Below are 17,733 nucleotides of genomic sequence, written 5' to 3'. Positions count from 1 at the left end.
CGGTGTGATGCATGCGCTAGGCAACTCTCACGCTGCGCTCGTCGGCCTGCGGTTCAGCGGCGCCGATAGCATCTGCTGCGTTCGACTCTGCGGATTCTGCATCGACAAAACGCTCCGGATAGCGAATGCAAAAACGCACGCTGCTGTCATACGGAAAGAAGTCGGGCAGTTCGCCTTTCAGCAGATGATTCTTGTGCTTTTGCCACAGCGCCGGATCGAAGAAGTCCGCGTGATGCTGCATGAACGCGCGGCGCACGCGCGGGTCGCCGAGCAGAAAGGTGCCATACGTCTCGGGGAAAATGTCGTGCGGTCCGACCGAGTACCACGGCTCGCCCGACATCTCGTCTTCTTCGTTACGCGGCGCGGGCACTGCACGCACGTTGCAGTCGGTCAGATATTCGATCTCGTCGTAATCGTAGAACACCACGCGGCCGTGGCGCGTCACGCCGAAGTTCTTGTACAGCATGTCGCCGGGGAAGATGTTCGCTTGCATCAATTCCTTCACCGCGTTGCCGTATTCCTTGATGCCGTGATCGACGTCGTCGTCGCTGCCGTTTTGCAGGAACAGATTCAGCGGCACCATGCGGCGCTCGATATACATATGGCGGATCACCACGTTGTCGCCGTCGTACTCGAGCAGCGACGGCACTTCTTTCTCCAGTTCACGCATGAGCGCTTCGTCGAGCCGCGAAATGGGCAGCGCGACGCTCGAATATTCGAGCGTGTCCGCCATGCGGCCGAGGCGGTCGTGCCGTTTGACGAGCTGATACTTCTCCTGAATCTTCGCGCGCGTGGTTTCCTTCGGCGGCGGGAAGTTGTCCTTGATGAGCTTGAACACGTACGGAAAAGAGGGCAGCGTGAACACCAGCATCACGAGCCCCTTGATGCCGGGCGCGGTGATGAACTGATCGCTCGAATGCGACAGGTGATGCAGCAGATCGCGATAGAACAGATTCTTGCCCTGCTTCTGCAAGCCGACCGACGTGTAGATTTCCGCCTTCGGCTTGCCCGGCATGATCATGCCGAGGAATTCGACGTAAGCCGACGGTACTTCCATATCCACAAGAAAGTACGAGTGCGAGAAGCTGAAGATAATCAGCAACTGTTCGCGCGTCAGCAGCACCGTGTCGAGCGCGAGCACGCCGGGCTTCACGTGACGCAGCGGCACGGCGAACGGCAGCAGCCTGTCGCCGTTGATGATTCGCCCGACGATATACGCCGACTTGTTGCGAAAGAACAGCGACGAGAGCACATGAATCTGGAAGTTCGGCGCTTCGTCGAAGGTGCCGAACGCGTCGTGGATCGCCTGCATTACGCAGCCGACGTCGCGCGTCAGATCTTCGAACGGCGGCTCGAGTTGAAAATTCGTGACGATGCGCTCGAGCGTCGCGGCGAGGCCGTCCTTGCCGGGATAATACGCGCGATATGTCGGCTTCGCCGCGGGCTCGTCGTTCTCGATATATTCGGTCGAGATTGCCGGGCGCACGAAAATGAAGTCGTTGTTGAAATACGAGCGGTGCAGAATCTTGCAGCACACCGAATTGAAAAACGTTTCCGCGCACTCGGGCTGACGGTGCGTGGTGAGAAGGCCAATGTAGTGCAGCTTGATCTGCTGCCACACTTCGCTGTCGATGTTCTCCGCGTCGTACTCGTCTTCGAGCAGTTCGACGCATTCCTGCACGCGGTCGTCATATGAAGTAATGCGCTCGCGCGCGAGCTTTTGCAGACCGTGCCAGTCGCCGTGTTCGAACAGCGTCTTGGCATGAATCGCCGCGTCGCGAAAGATCCGGTAGTGCCGGTTGAATCCTTCGAGCATGGTTTGCGCGACGTCAAAGCCGATTTGCGACGACAACAGTTTGGGGAAGTGATTCATGTCGACCGTGCATTCGTCTCGTGTCGTGAAGACACCCGTGATTGTATCGTCGGGTGCGCTCGCGACGCATTGCGTCAACCGGCTCGTGCGCCGGCGCCGTGTGAGCGGTGCCGGGCATTTGCGGACTTTTCGGGGCAACTGCGCTCAATGCCCTGGTTCGGCGTTGTTAAACGGCTCAAATTGCGGCAAGAAAAAATTTCGTTCACGACTTCACCTGGTGCGCGGGTCTCGTCATGCAGGCTTGGCTTCGCGCGCTCGTCGCCCTTGTTGCGTTTCTTGCGCTTCCGTCGCTTTGCGTGCCTCGGAAGCCGCATGCTTGCCGCCTTCGAGCAGCGCGCGCGCCTGCGCTTCGTATTGCGCGAGGTCTTCGAGCGTCGCGTTCAGGTCTTCCAGTTGCCGCTCCAGCACCTCGCGATGACGCGCGACCGTTCCGAGAAACGCGTGCAGTTGCGGGACGGTGTCCGTCGGCGATTCGTACACGTCCAGCAGATCGCGAATTTCGGAGAGCGTGAAGCCGAGCCGCTTGCCGCGCAGCGTGAGCTTCAGGCGCGTGCGGTCGCGGCCCGAATAGACGCGCCGCAAGCCGCTCGAACCTTCGCGGCTCGGCGAGAGTAAACCCTGGTCTTCGTAGAAACGTATGGCGCGCGGCGTGACGTCGAATTCCCGCGCGAGTTCGGTGATCGTGTATTGAGTGGTCATCGGGGCATTCACTGGCCGGGCACAAAGTCAGATTGAACGATAGAATCGACGTTTACGTTATCGTCAACTTGGGTTGAATGCAACCTGCGGCAAGTACGCGGAAAGCGTGGAGGAAGACACCGAATGAATGCACTCGAACATCAACTCGACTATCCGTTCAACGACACGCTGCCCGAGCCCGGCCACGCGCAGGAAGTCGCGCCCGGTGTGTTCTGGCTGCGCATGCCGTTGCCGTTCGCGCTCGACCATATCAATCTGTGGCTGCTGCGCGATCAGATCGACGGCGAGGAAGGCTGGACGGTGATCGACTGCGGGATCGCGTCGGACGCGATCCGGGAGAACTGGGAAAAGGTGTTTGAGTCGGTGCTCGACGGTTTGCCGGTGCTGCGCGTGATCGTCACGCATTGCCATCCCGACCACGTCGGTCTCGCGGATTGGGTCTGCAGCGGCGGCGACAAGAAGCGCTGGAACGCGCGCCTGTGGATGACGCTCGGCGAATACATGCAGGCTCGCGTGATGGCGGCCGGCGACGGCTCCAACGCGGGCGGCGAAGCGGCGGCGCGGCATTTCGCGCTGCACGGCGTCACCGACGAGGACTCGCTCGAGAAGCTGCGCAGCCGGCAGAGTTATTACGCGAATCTGGTGCCGTCGGTGCCCGATCAATACCGGCGTTTGCGTGAAGCGGACCGCGTGCGGATCGGCAGAAAAACGTGGCGCGTGGTGACGGGCTATGGCCATTCACCGGAGCACTGTGCGCTGCATTGCGAAGAGATGGGCGTGCTGATTTCCGGCGACATGGTGCTGCCGCGCATTTCGACGAACGTGTCGGTGTTCGCGATGGAGCCCGAAGGCTCGCCGCTTGCGCTTTATCTCGAGTCGCTCGCGCGCTACGAGGTAATGCCTGAAGACACGCTCGTGTTGCCGTCGCACGGCAAGCCGTTTCGCGGCGTGCGTACGCGCGTGAAGCAGTTGCGCGAGCATCACGATGCGCGTCTCGCCGAAGTACGCGAAGCGTGTGCGCAAGAGCCGCAAAGCGCGGCGGACATCGTGCCGCTCATGTTCAAGCGCGCGCTGGATATTCACCAGATGACGTTCGCAATGGGCGAGGCGCTCGCGCATTTGCATCTGCTGTGGCTGGCGGGCGCGTTAAAGCGCACGCACGATGCGGATGGGGTGATGCGGTTTTCGGCGTGAGCCCTTGCTCGATGTCGGTGGCCTACGCATAAAAAAAGCCCGGTCGCGCGTTGCACTGCATTGCATTGCATTGGGCGACCGGGCTTCTGCTGCTTCAGCTTCGTGCGGTATTACTGCACCGACACCGCCCCGAAGTTCTGCCGCCCAAACGGGCTCACGTGATAACCGCTCACGTTGGTTCGCGTGATAGCCGCCGCCGTCGGATAACCGAGCGGAATCCACAGCGCCTGATCGTGAATGATCTGCTGCGCAGCCTGATACGCTTTCGTGCGCTTGGCCTGGTCCGGCGTGGACTTGCCGTCGGCGATCAGCTTGTCGAGATCCTGATCGCAGAAGCGCGCGAAGTTGATGCCCGACTTCACCGCATTGCAGCTAAAGAGCGGCGACAGGTAGTTGTCCGGATCGCCGTTGTCGCCCGCCCAGCCCATGAATAGCGAGTCGTGCTGGCCTTGCTTGGCCTGCTTGATCAGCTCGCCCCATTCGATCACCTTCACGTCAGCCTTCACGCCGATCTTCGCGAAGTCCGCTTGCAGCAGCTCGGCGCCTGCTTTCGGATTCGGATTCAGCACGCTGCCGTTCGGACGCACCCAGATGGTCGTTTCAAAACCGTTCGGGTAGCCCGCATCGGCGAGCAGTTTCTTCGCCTTGGCCGGATCGTACGGCCAGGCCTTCACGGCCTTGTCGTAGCTCCAGGTGTTCGGCGGATACGGATTCACCGCTGCGGTCGCGGTGTTGTCGAAGACGGTCTTCAGATACGTGCCGCGGTCGAACGCCATGTTCAGCGCGGCGCGCACCTTCTGATTGTCGAGCGGCTTCTTCTGCGTGTTCAACGCGACGAACGCCGTCATGAACGCGGGTGTCTGCACGATGGCGAGCGACTTGTCGTTCTTCGCATCCGCGAGATCCTGCGGTTTCGGCGACAGCGCAATCTGGCATTCGCCGGCTTTCACCTTTTGCGCGCGCACGGTGGCGTCGGGCGTGATTGCGTAGATCAGACGGTCGATCTTCGGCTTCGAGCCCCAGTAGGTCGGGTTCACGTCGTAGCGGATCACCGCGTCTTTCGTGTAGCTCTTCAACTCGAACGGGCCCGTGCCGACCGGCTTCGAATTCAGATCGACCTGCTTGCCGGCCTTCAGCAACTGATCCGCGTATTCAGCCGAGTAGATCGACGCGAAGCCCATCGTCAGGATCGACACGAAGGTCGCGTCCGGCGCGTTCAGTTCGAACTTGACGGTGTTGTCGTCGACCTTGCTGATCGCCTTGATGAGCTTCGGCAAGCCCATCGACTGCGCATGCGGAAAGCCGCTCGCGCCCGTCACCTTGTGCCACGGGTTGCTGTCGTTGAGCATGCGGTCGAACGTGAACACGACGTCGTCGGCATTCAGCGGCCGCGTCGGCTTGAAGTAGTCGGTGGTCTGGAACTGCACGTTCGGGCGCAGATGGAACGTGTACGTGAGGCCGTCCGCGCTCACGTCCCACTTGTCGGCCAGCGACGGCGCCACTTTCTTCGCGGCCTCATCGTAGGAGACGAGCGAATTGAAAATCACATCCGCCGATGCATTGGTCGTGACGAGCGAGTTGAACTGCACGACATCGAAGCCGTCGGGGCTCGACTCGGTGCAGACGGTCAGCGGTTTGGCGAGCACGAGCGCGGGCGCCGTGAAGAGTACGGCGGCTGCGAGCAGTTTGAAGCGCATAAGATCTCCGATAACAAGCGCAGTCAGGCAGTGCGTCTGGTTGTGTGGTTATTCCGTTGACGAGCGACAGCGACGTTTATGGCCTCGCCGTCGACTTCATTCTGATACCTTTCCGGGGCTCGCGCATGCTCGCCAAAATGCGGGCTCACGTGCGCGCCGGCCTTCGCGAAAGCTTATCGAAGGGCAGTTCGCGCGACAACAACATAATCCGCATATCCATATGGGATCGTATGGAGGCTGTCCGTGCGCGTGCTGGCTTCACGCGGCGCTCGCACGCTGCATCAGATAAGCGATGCCGTCGATCGCGCGCACGCCGTACCACGAGACCATCTCTCCGTCGATCAACTCGATGCGCTTGCCGGCCATGCGCGGATCGCTTTTCAGCGCATCGCAATGCGCCTGCGTGAAGCGATAAGGTTCGCTCGAAAGCAGAATGCGGTCGACGCTAGCAAGCCACAGCGCGCGCTCGGCGTCGTCGAATCCGAACGATGGATAACGGCCCACGCCTGTCGCGCCGCCTTGCACCTCCGGCAGCGTCTGCCAGTTCACGACGCGCAGCATCGCGGAAATGTAGGTGTCGCGCGCGACGGTCATCCACGGTTCGCGCCAGATCAGATACAGCACGTTTTGCGCGGCGAATGCGTGCGTGGCGGCGTCATGCAGACGCGCCTGCAACGCATCGGCGAGACGCTGCGCTTCGTGCTCGCGATCGAAGATCGCGCCCAGCAGCGCGTACAGCGAGAAATTGTCGTGCGGCGTGAGCGGATGAGTCACGACGACATGCGGCACGAAAGCACGCAGTTGCTCGACGGTATCGCGCTCGTTCTCATCGATATTGACGATCAGGTGAGTAGGCCGCAGCGCGCGAACGGCGTCGACCTTCACGGCTTTCGTGCCGCCGACCTTGGGCACATTGCGCACCTTGTCGCGGGGATGCACGCAAAAACCGGTACGCCCGACGACCTGGCGTTCTAGACCCAGCGCAAACAGCAGTTCGGTGATGCTCGGCACCAGCGAGACGATGCGCGCGCCGGCACCCGTTTTTTCGTGCGCGACGCCGGCTGCATCGACCGCACAGGCAGACATGATTTACTCGACGACGGCGCGCGGCTTGCGCGGCGCGCGTTCGAACACGCGGTCGTAGAGCCAGCGCGGCACGACGTGCAGCAGCATCGCCACGAGCCGCATCTGCCACGGAAACACCGCGAAAGCGGTGCGGCGCTCGATGGCCTGCGCGGCTTTCGCGGCAAAGCGGTCGGCGTCCATCAGAAAGGGCATGGTGTAGGGATTGTGCGCGGTCATCGGCGTGCGGATATAGCCGGGCGCGATCGTGACAACGCCCACGTCGTGCGGGCGCATTTCGACGCGCAACGCTTCGAGGTACTTGAGCGCCGCCGACTTCGACGCGCTATACGCGCCCGAACCCGGCAAGCCGCGCACGCCCGCGACGCTCGCAATGCCGACGAGCGTGCCGCGTCTTGCGGCAACCATCGCGGCCGCGAACGGCTCGAAGGTGGCGACCATGCCGAAGTAGTTGATGTCCATCACTTCGCGGAAGGTGCGCAGGTCGCCTTCGCCGGTGACGGCGCCGCGGCTGACGCCCGCATTGGCGATCACGATGTCCGGCTGGCCATGTTCCGCGATGAACTGCGCGGCCGCTTCGGCGAGCGCCTCGGCGTCGCGCACGTCGACGCTATAGCAGGAGATGGAGTTTTGCGGATGAGACCGCTTGAAGGCGGCGAGGGCTTCGCCGCGGCGGGCAACGAGGCCGAGCGTCGCGCCGCGCCGCGCGTATTCGGCGGCGAGCGCGAGGCCAATTCCACTCGAAGCGCCGGTAATGAAAACTTTCAACGGTGAGCTCATTCCGGCGCCTCGGGCTTTACATCTTCTTCGCGCGAACCTGCTGGACCAGGTAATCGAGCACCTGGACCGTGCCAGGCAGGCTGTTGGTCGCAGCCGGGCCGGTTTCGTACTTGCCTTGCACGGCGATGGTCGGCACACCGTCGATCTTGTAGTCTTCGAGCAGTTTCTTGTCTTTCTGCAACGCGCTTTGCGTCGAGAACGAGTTGTACGCGTCCATGTACTTCTTCGGATCGACGCCGTTCTTCGCGAGGAATTTGGCCTGATCTTCCGGCGTCAGCAGATAGTTCTTGTTGACGTGAATTTCGTTGAAGACCTTCGGCGTGAGCTGGTTGGCGAGACCGAGCGCGTCGAGCGCGTGATACATCTTCGAATGCGGAATGAAGTCGTCGCGGAAGGCAACCGGCACGCGCTTGAACACGACGTCCGAACCCTGCTTCTTCACCCATGCTTCGAGGTACGGGTCGAATTCGTTGCAGTGCGGGCAGCCGTACCAGAAGAATTCGGTGACTTCGATCTTGCCGGCGGGCACGTCGGTGGACTGCGCGCTCGGCAACACGGTGTAGTCCTTGCCCGAGACCGGCGCGGTCGGCGATGCGTGCGCCGAGGCCGCGACGAGGCCCAACGAGAGGAACAGAATGCTCAGCAGTTTTTTCATGTTGTCTTGACCCAGGTAGGCGTAAAACAGTGGCGCCACGCAAATGCCCGTCACCGTTTTCAAATCGGCGTTGGACGGCTCTATCGGCCGTCGTGCTCAATCATGCTCAATCGTGCTTACTGTGCTTATCTTGCTTGCGATTCCTGTGACAGGCGCCGCGCGCCGATAGTTCGGCGGCGGCGCCTGCCTGCGGGTCCCGCGCTGCTTATTGTTTGGTGAAGCGGATCACGGCGGTGTCAACGCCCGCGTCCGACAGACGCTGACGGCTCGCGTTCATGTCCTCGAACTTCGAGAACGGCCCGATACGCACGCGATAATACGTGACCCCGCCCGCATCGCGCTGCGTGACCTTCGACTCGAAGCCCTGGAACGCGAGACGCGCGCGTTGCTGTTCGGCGTCCGCAGCGGTTTTGTACGCGCCCACTTGCAGGAAGTAGCCCGTGTTCGCGTCGCCCGGCGCGGGCGCTGCGCCCGAACCCGGCTTGACGTTCGCGACCGCCGCCGACGACGTGCTCTTCGGCGCGGAACCCGCTGTGGTTGCAGCCGGCGCGCTCGTGGCTTGCGGCTTTTTCACCGCGGCGGTGGCGCTGCTGCCGTTATCCGGCGCGGGCTTCGGCGCGACCGCCGTGCCGTTGGCATTGCCCGCGGCATTATTGTTCCCGCCGAGGGTCGGCGGCACTTCGATGATTTGCGGCTGCTCGAGCATGCCCGACTGCGTCTGCGAGTTGGTCTGGCCAGGCGCGGTGTTCGGCGGCGCGGGTTGCGCGGCCTGCGGCACCGGCTGACCCGGCGTTTTGCCTTGCAGCGGACGGTTCGGATCGTATTGCGCCTGGCTCGCGCTCGACTCGGACGCCGCGGGCGGCGCGACCTTCGACACGAACGGCGTAGGCGCACGGGTGATATACAGCGCCACCACTACCGCGATCGCGAGGCCGACAATCAGGCCCAGCACGATGCCGAGAAAAGTACCCCCGGTTTGTTTCGATTGCTTTGTTGTGCGGCGTGGTTTTGCCATCGTATGAATCACCTGCAAAAAGAATCCTGGAACGGCCGCCGATTATAACGACGGCCGCATGCATGTTGCGCCGGAGGACTTACATCTTGACGGGAGCGGAGACGCCGATGATCGCAAGACCGTTGGCGAGCACCTGACGCGTGGCTGCGAGCAGCGCGACGCGTGCATTGCGTTCGGCCGCATCGTCGACCAGCACGCGTTCGGCTCTGTCATTGTAGAACGAGTGGAATTCCCCGGCGAGGTCGCGCAGATAGAACGCGACCGCGTGCGGCGCGAGTTCGTCGGCGGCGTGTTGCAGCATGTCCGGGAACTCCGCGAGCTTGTTCAGCAAGGCCATTGAGCGCTCGCTCGACAGCGGCGCGAGGTCCACGCTGTCAAGCGTGCTTTCGTCCGCGCCGTAGCGAGTTTTGCATTCGGCGATGACCGAGCAGATCCGCGCATGCGCATATTGCACGTAGTGCACGGGGTTTTCGTCATTTTGTTTCAACGCGAGGTCGATGTCGAAGACGAACTCCGTATCGGCCTTGCGCGAGATCAGGAAGAAACGCACGGCGTCGCGGCCGCGGCGAATCGTCTCTTCGTCGATCTGATCGACGGCTGCCTCGGTTCCGGGCAGCGCGCCGCCCGACCATTCGATCAGATCGCGCACCGTCACGTAGCTGCCCGCGCGCTTGGAGATTTTCACCTCTTCGCCGTTGCGCATGACCGTGACCATCTTGTGCAGCACGTAGTCGGGATAGCCCTTCGGAATGCCGATGCCGAGACCTTGCAGCCCGGCGCGCACGCGCGCGATCGTGCCGTGGTGGTCGGAACCCTGAATGTTGATGACCTTGGTGAAGCCGCGCTCCCACTTTGCGACGTGATACGCGACATCGGGCACGAAGTACGTGTACGTGCCGTCGGTCTTGCGCATCACGCGGTCCTTGTCGTCGCCGTCGTCGGTTGTGCGCAGCCACAGCGCGCCTTCCTGCTCGTAGGTCTTGCCCGCGGTGATGAGCGCCTGCACCGTCTTCTCGACGCGGCCTTCAGTGTAAAGCGACGACTCCAGGTAGTACTGGTCGAACTTCACGCCGAACGCCTGCAAGTCCATGTCCTGCTCGCGGCGCAGATACGCAACCGCGAAGCGGCGGATCGCGTCGAGATTCTCCACGTCGCGCGCGCCGGTGACGGGCTCGCCGTCGCTCGCCGATACCGTGACGCCGTTCAGATAGTCTTTCGCGATGTCGGCAATGTACTCGCCGTTGTACGCGGAAGCGGGCCAGCCGGCGTCGCCCGGAGCGAGGCCGCGTGCGCGCGCCTGGGTGGATAGCGCGAGCGTGCCGATCTGCACGCCGGCGTCGTTGTAATAGAACTCGCGATGCACGTCCCAGCCTTGCGAGGCCAGCACGTTCGACAGCGCGTCGCCGAGCGCGGCCTGACGGCCGTGGCCGACGTGCAGCGGGCCGGTCGGATTCGCGGAGACGAACTCGATCAACACGTGCTTGCCCGCGTCGCGTTGCGAGCGGCCATGCACGTCTTTCTCCGCGAGCACGGCCTTGACCACCGCCTGCTTGGCCGCAGCGGCAAGACGCAGGTTGATGAAGCCGGGGCCCGCGACTTCGGCGGATTCGATCAGGCCTTGCGCCTGCGGCTGCGCGAGCAGCGTGTCGACGATTTGCTGCGCCAACTGGCGCGGATTCGCGCGCAGCGGCTTGGCGAGTTGCATCGCCACATTGCACGCGACGTCGCCGTGCGCGGCGACCTTCGGACGTTCCAGCGCGATGGTGGGCGACACGAAGGCGGCTTCGGTTGCGCCTTGCGTGGCGAGAGCGACCTGCTTCACCGTGTCGGCGAGCAGTGTTTCCAGAGTGTGTTTATGTGCGGGCAGCATGCTTGTTGCGAGTCCAGTGAGGCAATCCGGTGATACGGAGGAAGCGCCGGCCGCCTCGAGCGCGGCCGATTCGGCAGAAGCGTGGAAAGCGGCGGTTGCGTGGCGGCGCGGTCTGTCATGACATATCGGCATGACGAGGCGAGCTGTTGGGCACTTTGCCTGCAATGCAATCAGCGCGCCGTTCGGCCGCGAGGCGAAGGCTTGGCCGCCGCGGCATGCAGGCCGCAACCGGCTGGCCGGCCGCGCCGCTGCGCCTTGCCGCGCGCGGTGCAATGCGGCGCGCTTTTCCGTCCAGACGGATTTTAGCAGGTGCTAATATGTTCAATGAGAAGCCCAGCAAGGGCCGTGGCCGCCGCGTCTGTTCGCGCGGCTAACGGAACATGCGAGAGGCCGCTTTCGGCTCCGCTTGCGCGTGAAGCCAACATAACGAAAAAGGGAATTGTCATGCTGATTACTTTCAAATGCCGAGCTTGTCCAGATGTGATGATGCTCGAGAATCTGGCGCAGTATCTGGTCGGCATTGTCGGCAAGCGCCTCGGTGAGCGCGGTGTGATTACGCACGCCGAAACCGGCGAAGCGATCGCCAAACTCGAAGCGGCCATCAACTTCGACAAGCAGGAACGCGCCGAACACGACGGCCATTTCCACGAAGGCGAAGAAGGCCACGAGCATCACGAGATTCCGCCGGGTCTTGCGCAACGTGCGTATCCGTTCCTCGACATGCTGCGCGCCGCCCAGAAGGAAAACGCGGACATCGTCTGGGGGCTGTAGTCGAGGCAGGTTCGCCGGGACGGCAGCGGCGACTGTCGTGGCCAGGGCGACAAACACGGCCATCGTGGCCGCGGCACTTGCTGTGACTCACGGCCTGTCGCCGTGTCCAATGTATGTACGGCGCCAAAAAATGAGCCCGCTCGAAGCGGGCTCATTTTCTTTGCAAGCCAGAAACGCGAAAGCGGTTTACTGGCTTGCGGCTTCCGGAGCAACCGCGGGAGCTGACGCGCCCTTTTTCATTTTCTGCTTCTTCGGCTTCTTGACGTGTTTCGTCGTGGGCGGCGAATACGAACTGACCGAACTCGATGCGGCCGGAGCGGCGGTTTGTGCGAGCGCCGCCGAAGCGCCCACGGCAAACGAAACAGCGGTCAATAACAGCGCCAGCTTCTTCATATGATTTTCTCTCCGTTGACGGTTGCAATTAGATGAGCCGACGCATTCTGGTTGCGTCTGGCGGGTCAAGCCGCCTCAGTCTACAAAGCCGAAAATTACGTTGCCGCAAATATTCAGTCTTTCTCGCCGGATATAGTGGGTTTCGCGCCACGCCGGCTCGGCTCATCGATGCATTCAACGCTGCCTTGCCGGAACGGCTTATAGCAACGGCGCCAACGCGCGTTCGGCATCCGCCTTCGAGAGCGACATGCGCTGCGCGTAATCTTCCAATTGGTCCTGGCCGATCTTGCCCACCGAGAAATAAGTGCTGTCCGGATGCGCGAGATAGAAACCGGAGACGCTCGCCGCAGGCAGCATCGCGAGCGATTCCGTTACGGTCATGCCGATTTCATTCGCCTGCAGCACGTCGAACATGTCGCGCTTGACCAGATGATCCGGGCACGCCGGATAGCCGGGCGCCGGGCGAATGCCGCGATACTTTTCGGCGATGAGTTCGTCGTTCGCAAGCGTCTCGTTGCTCGCGTAGCCCCACAAGTCGCGTCGCACGCGCGCATGCAGCGCTTCGGCGAAGGCTTCGGCGAAACGGTCGGCAAGCGCCTTCAGCATGATCGCGCTGTAGTCGTCGTGATCCTTCTCGAACTGCTTTTCCTTCACGTCGACGCCCAGACCCGCCGTGACCGCGAACATGCCGATGTAGTCGGCCACGCCCGAATCTTTCGGCGCGATAAAGTCGGCAAGCGAGCGGTTCGGCCGCATCACGCCATCGACCACCGGCCGCACGCTTTGCTGCCGCAGATTGCGCCATGTCAGCGCAACTTCGCTGCGCGAATCGTCGGTATAGATTTCGATGTCGTCGTCGTTCACGGTGTTGGCCGGCAGCAGCGCAATCACGCCGTTCGCTTGCAGCCAGCGGCCCTGGATCAGGCGCGCGAGCATCGACTTGCCGTCCGAAAACACGCGCCGCGCCGATTCGCCGACGATCTCGTCGTTCAGAATCGCGGGGTAGGGACCGGCCAGATCCCACGTCTGGAAGAACGGACCCCAGTCGATATAGTTCGCGAGTTCGTTCAGATCGAAGTTCTTGAACACGCGCCGGCCGATGAACTTCGGCTTGACCGGCTGATAGCTCTTCCAGTCGATCGGCGTCTTGTTCGCGCGGGCTTCGGCGAGCGTGACCATCGGCAGCGCTTTCTTGTTCGCGTGCTGATTGCGAATGCGATCGTAGTCGGCCTTCAGTTCGTCGAGGTACTTGGCCGCGCCTTCGTCGGACAAGAGGCTCGATGCGACCGATACCGAGCGCGACGCGTCCGGCACATACACGACCGGCCCTTCGTAATGCGGCGCGATCTTCACGGCCGTATGCACGCGCGAGGTGGTTGCGCCGCCGATCAGCAGCGGAATCTTCTTCACGCGGAAGTAGTCGTCGCGCTGCATTTCAGACGCAACGTAGGCCATTTCCTCGAGACTCGGCGTGATCAAGCCCGACAGTCCGATGATGTCCGCGCCTTCCACTTTCGCCCTCGCGAGAATGTCGTTGCACGGGACCATCACGCCCATGTTGACCACTTCGAAGTTATTGCACTGAAGCACCACCGACACAATGTTCTTGCCGATGTCGTGCACGTCGCCCTTCACGGTGGCGATCACGATCTTGCCCTTCGCGCGCACGTCGCCGCCCGCGGCCGCGAGCTGCTTCTTTTCTTCTTCGATGAACGGGATCAGATGCGCGACCGCCTGCTTCATCACGCGCGCCGACTTGACGACTTGCGGCAGGAACATCTTGCCCTGACCGAACAGATCGCCGACGATGTTCATGCCGTCCATCAGCGGGCCTTCGATCACATTGATCGGGCGGCCGCCTTGCGCCGCGATCTTCGCGCGCACTTCCTCAGTATCTTCGACGATGAAGTTCGTGATCCCGTGCACGAGCGCATGCGACAGGCGCTTCTCGACCGGCTGATTGCGCCACTCCAGGTTTTCTTCTTTCTTCGCTGCGCCGGTTTTGTATTTGTCGGCGACTTCCAGCAGACGATCGGTGCCGTCCGCGCGGCGATTCAGCACGACGTCTTCGACGCGTTCGCGCAGTTCCGCATCCAGATCCGCATACACGCCGAGCTGGCCCGCATTCACGATGCCCATGTCCATGCCGGCCTGAATCGCGTGATACAGGAACACGGTGTGAATCGCTTCGCGCACCGGATCGTTGCCGCGGAACGAGAACGACACGTTCGACACGCCGCCGCTCACCTTCGCGTACGGCAGGTTCTGCTTGATCCAGCGCGTCGCGTTGATGAAGTCGACCGCGTAGTTGTTGTGCTCTTCGATGCCCGTGGCAATCGCGAAGATGTTCGGATCGAAGATGATGTCTTCCGGCGGGAAGCCCACTTCGTTCACGAGAAAGTCATACGAGCGTTTGCAGATCTGCGTCTTGCGCTCGAACGTGTCGGCCTGGCCTTGTTCGTCGAAGGCCATCACCACGGCTGCCGCGCCGTAGCGGCGAATCAGTTTCGCGTGATGGCGGAAAGCCTCTTCGCCTTCCTTCAGCGAGATCGAGTTGACGATCGCCTTGCCTTGCACGCATTTCAGGCCCGCTTCGATCACTTCCCACTTCGACGAGTCGATCATGATCGGCACGCGCGCAATGTCCGGCTCCGACGCGATCAGATTCATGAAGCGCACCATCGCCGCTTTCGAATCGAGCATCGCCTCGTCCATGTTGACGTCGATCACCTGCGCGCCGTTCTCGACCTGCTGACGCGCGACGGCAATCGCCTCGTCGAACTGGTCGTTCAGAATCATTCGCGCGAAGGCTTTCGAGCCCGTCACGTTGGTACGTTCGCCAACGTTGATGAAAAGCGTCCCGGACGTGACGTTGAACGGCTCGAGGCCGGCAAGGCGCATGGTGTGATCGGTCATGGCGTAGGTGCGAGTCGATTGCGTGCGTTAGGTGCGGCCTGGGTGCCTGATGCGGCTTGAGCGGCGGCTGTTTTCTGATGCCGCTCAGGCGGCGTCGCGGTATTGCGTCGGCCACTTGCGCGGCTTCACTTCGGCAAGCGCGCGGGCGATCGCCGCGATGTGCTCCGGCGTCGTGCCGCAGCAGCCGCCGGCGATATTCACGAGACCCGCTTCGGCAAATTCCTTCAGCAGGCCCGAGGTGTCAGCCGGCAATTCGTCGAAGCCCGTATCGCTCATCGGATTCGGCAAGCCCGCGTTCGGATAGCACGACACGTAGGTGTCGCACAGCTTCGCCAGTTCGGCGATGTACGGACGCATCAGCGCCGCGCCCAACGCGCAGTTCAGGCCGAACGTAAGCGGCTTCGCGTGGCGCAGCGAGTTCCAGAACGCCTCGACGGTTTGCCCCGAGAGGATGCGCCCCGAGGCGTCCGTGACCGTGCCCGAAATCATGATGGGCAGACGCTCGCCGGTGTCTTCGAACAGTTCGTCGAGCGCGAACAGCGCGGCTTTGGCATTGAGCGTGTCGAAGATCGTTTCGACGAGGAACAGGTCGGCGCCGCCGTCGAGCAACGCTTTCGCCTGCTGGTAATAGGCGGCGTGCAGTTCGTCGAACGTGACATTGCGCGCGCCCGGATCGTTCACGTCAGGCGAAATGCTCGCGGTCTTCGGCGTCGGTCCGATTGCGCCGGCGACAAAGCGCGGTTTGTCGGGCGTCGAATACTTGTCGCACGCGGCGCGCGCGAGTTTCGCCGACTCGAGATTCATCTCGACTGCAAGCGCTTCCATTCCGTAGTCGGCCTGCGCGACGGTGGTCGCGCCGAACGTATTCGTTTCGATGATGTCGGCGCCCGCAGCCAGATACTGCTCGTGAATCTCGCTGATGATCTGCGGTTGCGTGATGGACAGCAGTTCGTTGTTGCCCTTGATGTCGCGTCCGTAGTCCGCAAAGCGCTCGCCGCGATAGCGTGCTTCGTCGAGCTTGTAGCGCTGGATCATCGTACCCATCGCGCCGTCCAGAATCAGGATGCGCGACTTGAGCAGCGCGGGCAGTGTCGCGCCGCGCGTGTAATCGCGCTCGGGACGGATAGGCTTGACGGTTTGGGCAGGCTGGTTCATGGCTGACGATGGCTTGGGCCGGCTTTTTTGGGACCTGTCATTGTAGCCGCAGCCGGGCTATCGCGCCGGGCGCGGCACTGGGCGGCACGTGGCGGCACTGGACGACACAGCGCGCCCGGCCGCGCGAAACGCGCTTTGCAAAAGAAAACGGTCCAGCGCGCCTTAAGCCCGCTGAACCGATTCCATTAAAACCGACCGCCTCGTGAAGCCCGCCCGTGAAGCCCGGCGGCGGCGTCGGCAAATGTCGCCAACAACGTCGAGATGCTCGCAACGCCAAAAACCTTGGCGCTTCCTGCACTCCTTGCGGTTAGTGAAGAATGACCGGCTGATGCATCAGGCTGTCGAACTGGCCGAGGAATTCGTCGACCTCATCGAGCGACGGTTCCTCTTCGATCAGCTTCTGCACGCTCTCGCGAAACCGCGCCGCCATTGCACCGTCGATGTAAATCTCGCGCTGCATGTTCTTGTCGACGATCTCATAGCCACCCGATTTCATGGCCAGCGGACCTTCCTGCGGCGGAAATTCGACGACACAATAGTTGGGGCTGTTGTAGATCATTTGCATGGCGACACTCCTTATTTCCGTTGGCTCCTGGCCGTTCCTGCGCCTTACGTGGAGCTTGTGGTCTGGAATTCAAGGGGTGGGTCCGGATTGACGCATGTAAAAGTTCCGAACCTACCGGTTAGACCGGCCTTCAAGAAACGTTTCAAGCAGTGCGGCAAACCGTTGGGACTGCTCGACAGGCGCGAGATGAGCGGCGTCGAGCAATTCGAACTGCGCGCCTTCAATGGCATCTGCTATTGCCTGACTAGCAGCAGGCGCCGTGCCCGTGTCGTGGCGTCCAGCCACCACCAGGGTTGCGCAGCGAATGCTTCCCAGCTTACCCCGTACATCGAAATCGCGCAGCGCTTCGCACGCCAGGGCGTAGCCTTCCGGCAACGTGCGCACGAGCGCCTCGCGGATCGGCTCGACGGCTTCGGGATGCGCGCTGCGAAACTCAGGCGTCAGCCAGCGCTCGAGCGTGGCGGGCGCAAGCGATGCCATGCCGTCCCGGCGCGCGCTCGCGGCGCGTTGATCCCATAGCGGGCGGGCTTCAGGGAGATTGGCGGCGCTGCTGTCAGCAATAGTGAGCGTGTCCACGCGCGAAGGGTGATCGAGCGCGAACTGCTGGGCGATCATGCCGCCCATCGACATGCCCACGAGGTGCGTGCTCGGTGCGCCGAGCGCATCGAGCAGTGCGGCGAGGTCGCCGGCGAGATCGGCAATCGTGAACGGCTCCTTCGATACCGCCGTCTCGCCGTGGCCGCGCACGTCGTAGCGCAGAACCGTGTAATCGTCGCGGAAATAGCCGGCGAGTTGGTCCCAGACCGACAGATCGCCGCCGAGCTGATGAATGAACGTCAGCCACGGGCCACCACCTTCATTGCTCAACACGTAGCGTGTCTCGATACCGTTGATGTTCACTTGCATGCAAGCTCCTTCGAGGGAATGCAGTGGGAGAGTCCGTCGGCGCTGGTTGTTGCATGTCGCTGCCTGGCGTTTGTGCGCAGCGGCCCGCCGAACGGTTGCATCAGATGATGAAGAGTCGGCGGCCAGGCGGAAGTTTCGCGGAATGTCAGAGGCACCATTCG

14 protein-coding genes and 1 pseudogene are annotated in these 17,733 nt (G+C 62.3%); 2 read left to right on the top strand and 13 right to left on the bottom strand.

What is annotated here, in order from left to right:
• Nucleotides 1–16: 16 nt before the first annotated feature.
• Both aceK and C8K18_RS25545 read right to left on the bottom strand, forming a co-directional pair.
• Nucleotides 17–1,873: a bifunctional isocitrate dehydrogenase kinase/phosphatase gene (aceK, locus tag C8K18_RS25550; protein WP_107709354.1), complete on the bottom strand. Its 1,857-nt coding sequence runs from the start codon at nt 1,871–1,873 to the stop codon at nt 17–19.
• Between the two features lie 231 nt (nt 1,874–2,104).
• Nucleotides 2,105–2,572, bottom strand: coding sequence for a MerR family DNA-binding transcriptional regulator (locus tag C8K18_RS25545; protein WP_053857430.1), 468 nt, complete (start codon nt 2,570–2,572; stop codon nt 2,105–2,107).
• Between the two features lie 123 nt (nt 2,573–2,695).
• Here C8K18_RS25545 and C8K18_RS25540 point away from each other — a divergent pair, with 123 nt between their 5' ends.
• Entirely contained in the window at nt 2,696–3,766 is a 1,071-nt protein-coding gene (locus C8K18_RS25540; protein WP_107709247.1) for an MBL fold metallo-hydrolase, read from the top strand.
• Nucleotides 3,767–3,876: 110 nt separating this feature from the next.
• Here the strand turns inward: C8K18_RS25540 and C8K18_RS25535 are convergent, their stop codons facing one another.
• From C8K18_RS25535 to argS, 6 genes are all read right to left on the bottom strand, one after another.
• Nucleotides 3,877–5,463, bottom strand: coding sequence for an ABC transporter substrate-binding protein (locus tag C8K18_RS25535; RefSeq protein ID WP_107709249.1), 1,587 nt, complete (start codon nt 5,461–5,463; stop codon nt 3,877–3,879).
• Between the two features lie 258 nt (nt 5,464–5,721).
• Nucleotides 5,722–6,549 (bottom strand): helical backbone metal receptor, encoded by an 828-nt coding sequence (locus C8K18_RS25530; protein WP_107709251.1) that lies wholly within the window; start codon nt 6,547–6,549, stop codon nt 5,722–5,724.
• 3 nt (nt 6,550–6,552) lie between these two features.
• Nucleotides 6,553–7,326 (bottom strand): SDR family oxidoreductase, encoded by a 774-nt coding sequence (locus C8K18_RS25525; RefSeq protein WP_006048146.1) that lies wholly within the window; start codon nt 7,324–7,326, stop codon nt 6,553–6,555.
• 16 nt (nt 7,327–7,342) lie between these two features.
• On the bottom strand, nt 7,343–7,981 hold the full coding sequence (locus C8K18_RS25520) for a thiol:disulfide interchange protein DsbA/DsbL (RefSeq protein ID WP_053858943.1): 639 nt from the start codon (nt 7,979–7,981) through the stop codon (nt 7,343–7,345).
• Between the two features lie 205 nt (nt 7,982–8,186).
• Nucleotides 8,187–9,014 (bottom strand): SPOR domain-containing protein, encoded by an 828-nt coding sequence (locus C8K18_RS25515; protein ID WP_006048144.1) that lies wholly within the window; start codon nt 9,012–9,014, stop codon nt 8,187–8,189.
• A gap of 61 nt (nt 9,015–9,075) precedes the next feature.
• On the bottom strand, nt 9,076–10,866 hold the full coding sequence (argS, locus tag C8K18_RS25510; RefSeq protein WP_107709252.1) for an arginine--tRNA ligase: 1,791 nt from the start codon (nt 10,864–10,866) through the stop codon (nt 9,076–9,078).
• 444 nt (nt 10,867–11,310) lie between these two features.
• Here argS and C8K18_RS25505 point away from each other — a divergent pair, with 444 nt between their 5' ends.
• Entirely contained in the window at nt 11,311–11,637 is a 327-nt protein-coding gene (locus tag C8K18_RS25505) for a DUF1840 domain-containing protein (protein ID WP_006048142.1), read from the top strand.
• A 186-nt stretch (nt 11,638–11,823) separates the two neighbouring features.
• Here C8K18_RS25505 and C8K18_RS33840 read toward each other — a convergent pair whose 3' ends face one another.
• From C8K18_RS33840 to C8K18_RS25480, 5 genes and pseudogenes are all read right to left on the bottom strand, one after another.
• Nucleotides 11,824–12,030: a hypothetical protein gene (locus tag C8K18_RS33840; protein WP_006048141.1), complete on the bottom strand. Its 207-nt coding sequence runs from the start codon at nt 12,028–12,030 to the stop codon at nt 11,824–11,826.
• Nucleotides 12,031–12,228: 198 nt separating this feature from the next.
• Nucleotides 12,229–14,952 (bottom strand): annotated as a pseudogene (gene metH, locus C8K18_RS25495) (methionine synthase); the annotation flags it as partial.
• Nucleotides 14,953–15,030: 78 nt separating this feature from the next.
• Nucleotides 15,031–16,101 carry a homocysteine S-methyltransferase family protein gene (locus C8K18_RS25490; RefSeq protein WP_006048138.1) on the bottom strand — a complete coding sequence of 357 codons (1,071 nt, stop codon included), beginning with the start codon at nt 16,099–16,101 and terminating at the stop codon, nt 15,031–15,033.
• A 307-nt stretch (nt 16,102–16,408) separates the two neighbouring features.
• Nucleotides 16,409–16,666 carry a DUF3567 domain-containing protein gene (locus tag C8K18_RS25485; RefSeq protein WP_006048137.1) on the bottom strand — a complete coding sequence of 86 codons (258 nt, stop codon included), beginning with the start codon at nt 16,664–16,666 and terminating at the stop codon, nt 16,409–16,411.
• A gap of 111 nt (nt 16,667–16,777) precedes the next feature.
• Complete coding sequence (locus C8K18_RS25480) at nt 16,778–17,572, bottom strand: alpha/beta fold hydrolase (RefSeq protein ID WP_006048136.1); 795 nt, start codon at nt 17,570–17,572, stop codon at nt 16,778–16,780.
• Nucleotides 17,573–17,733 lie beyond the last annotated feature (161 nt).

This window comes from Paraburkholderia sp. GV068 (assembly GCF_003058125.1).
Lineage (GTDB): Bacteria > Pseudomonadota > Gammaproteobacteria > Burkholderiales > Burkholderiaceae > Paraburkholderia > Paraburkholderia graminis.
This window is presented reverse-complemented; position numbering and strand designations above follow the sequence as displayed.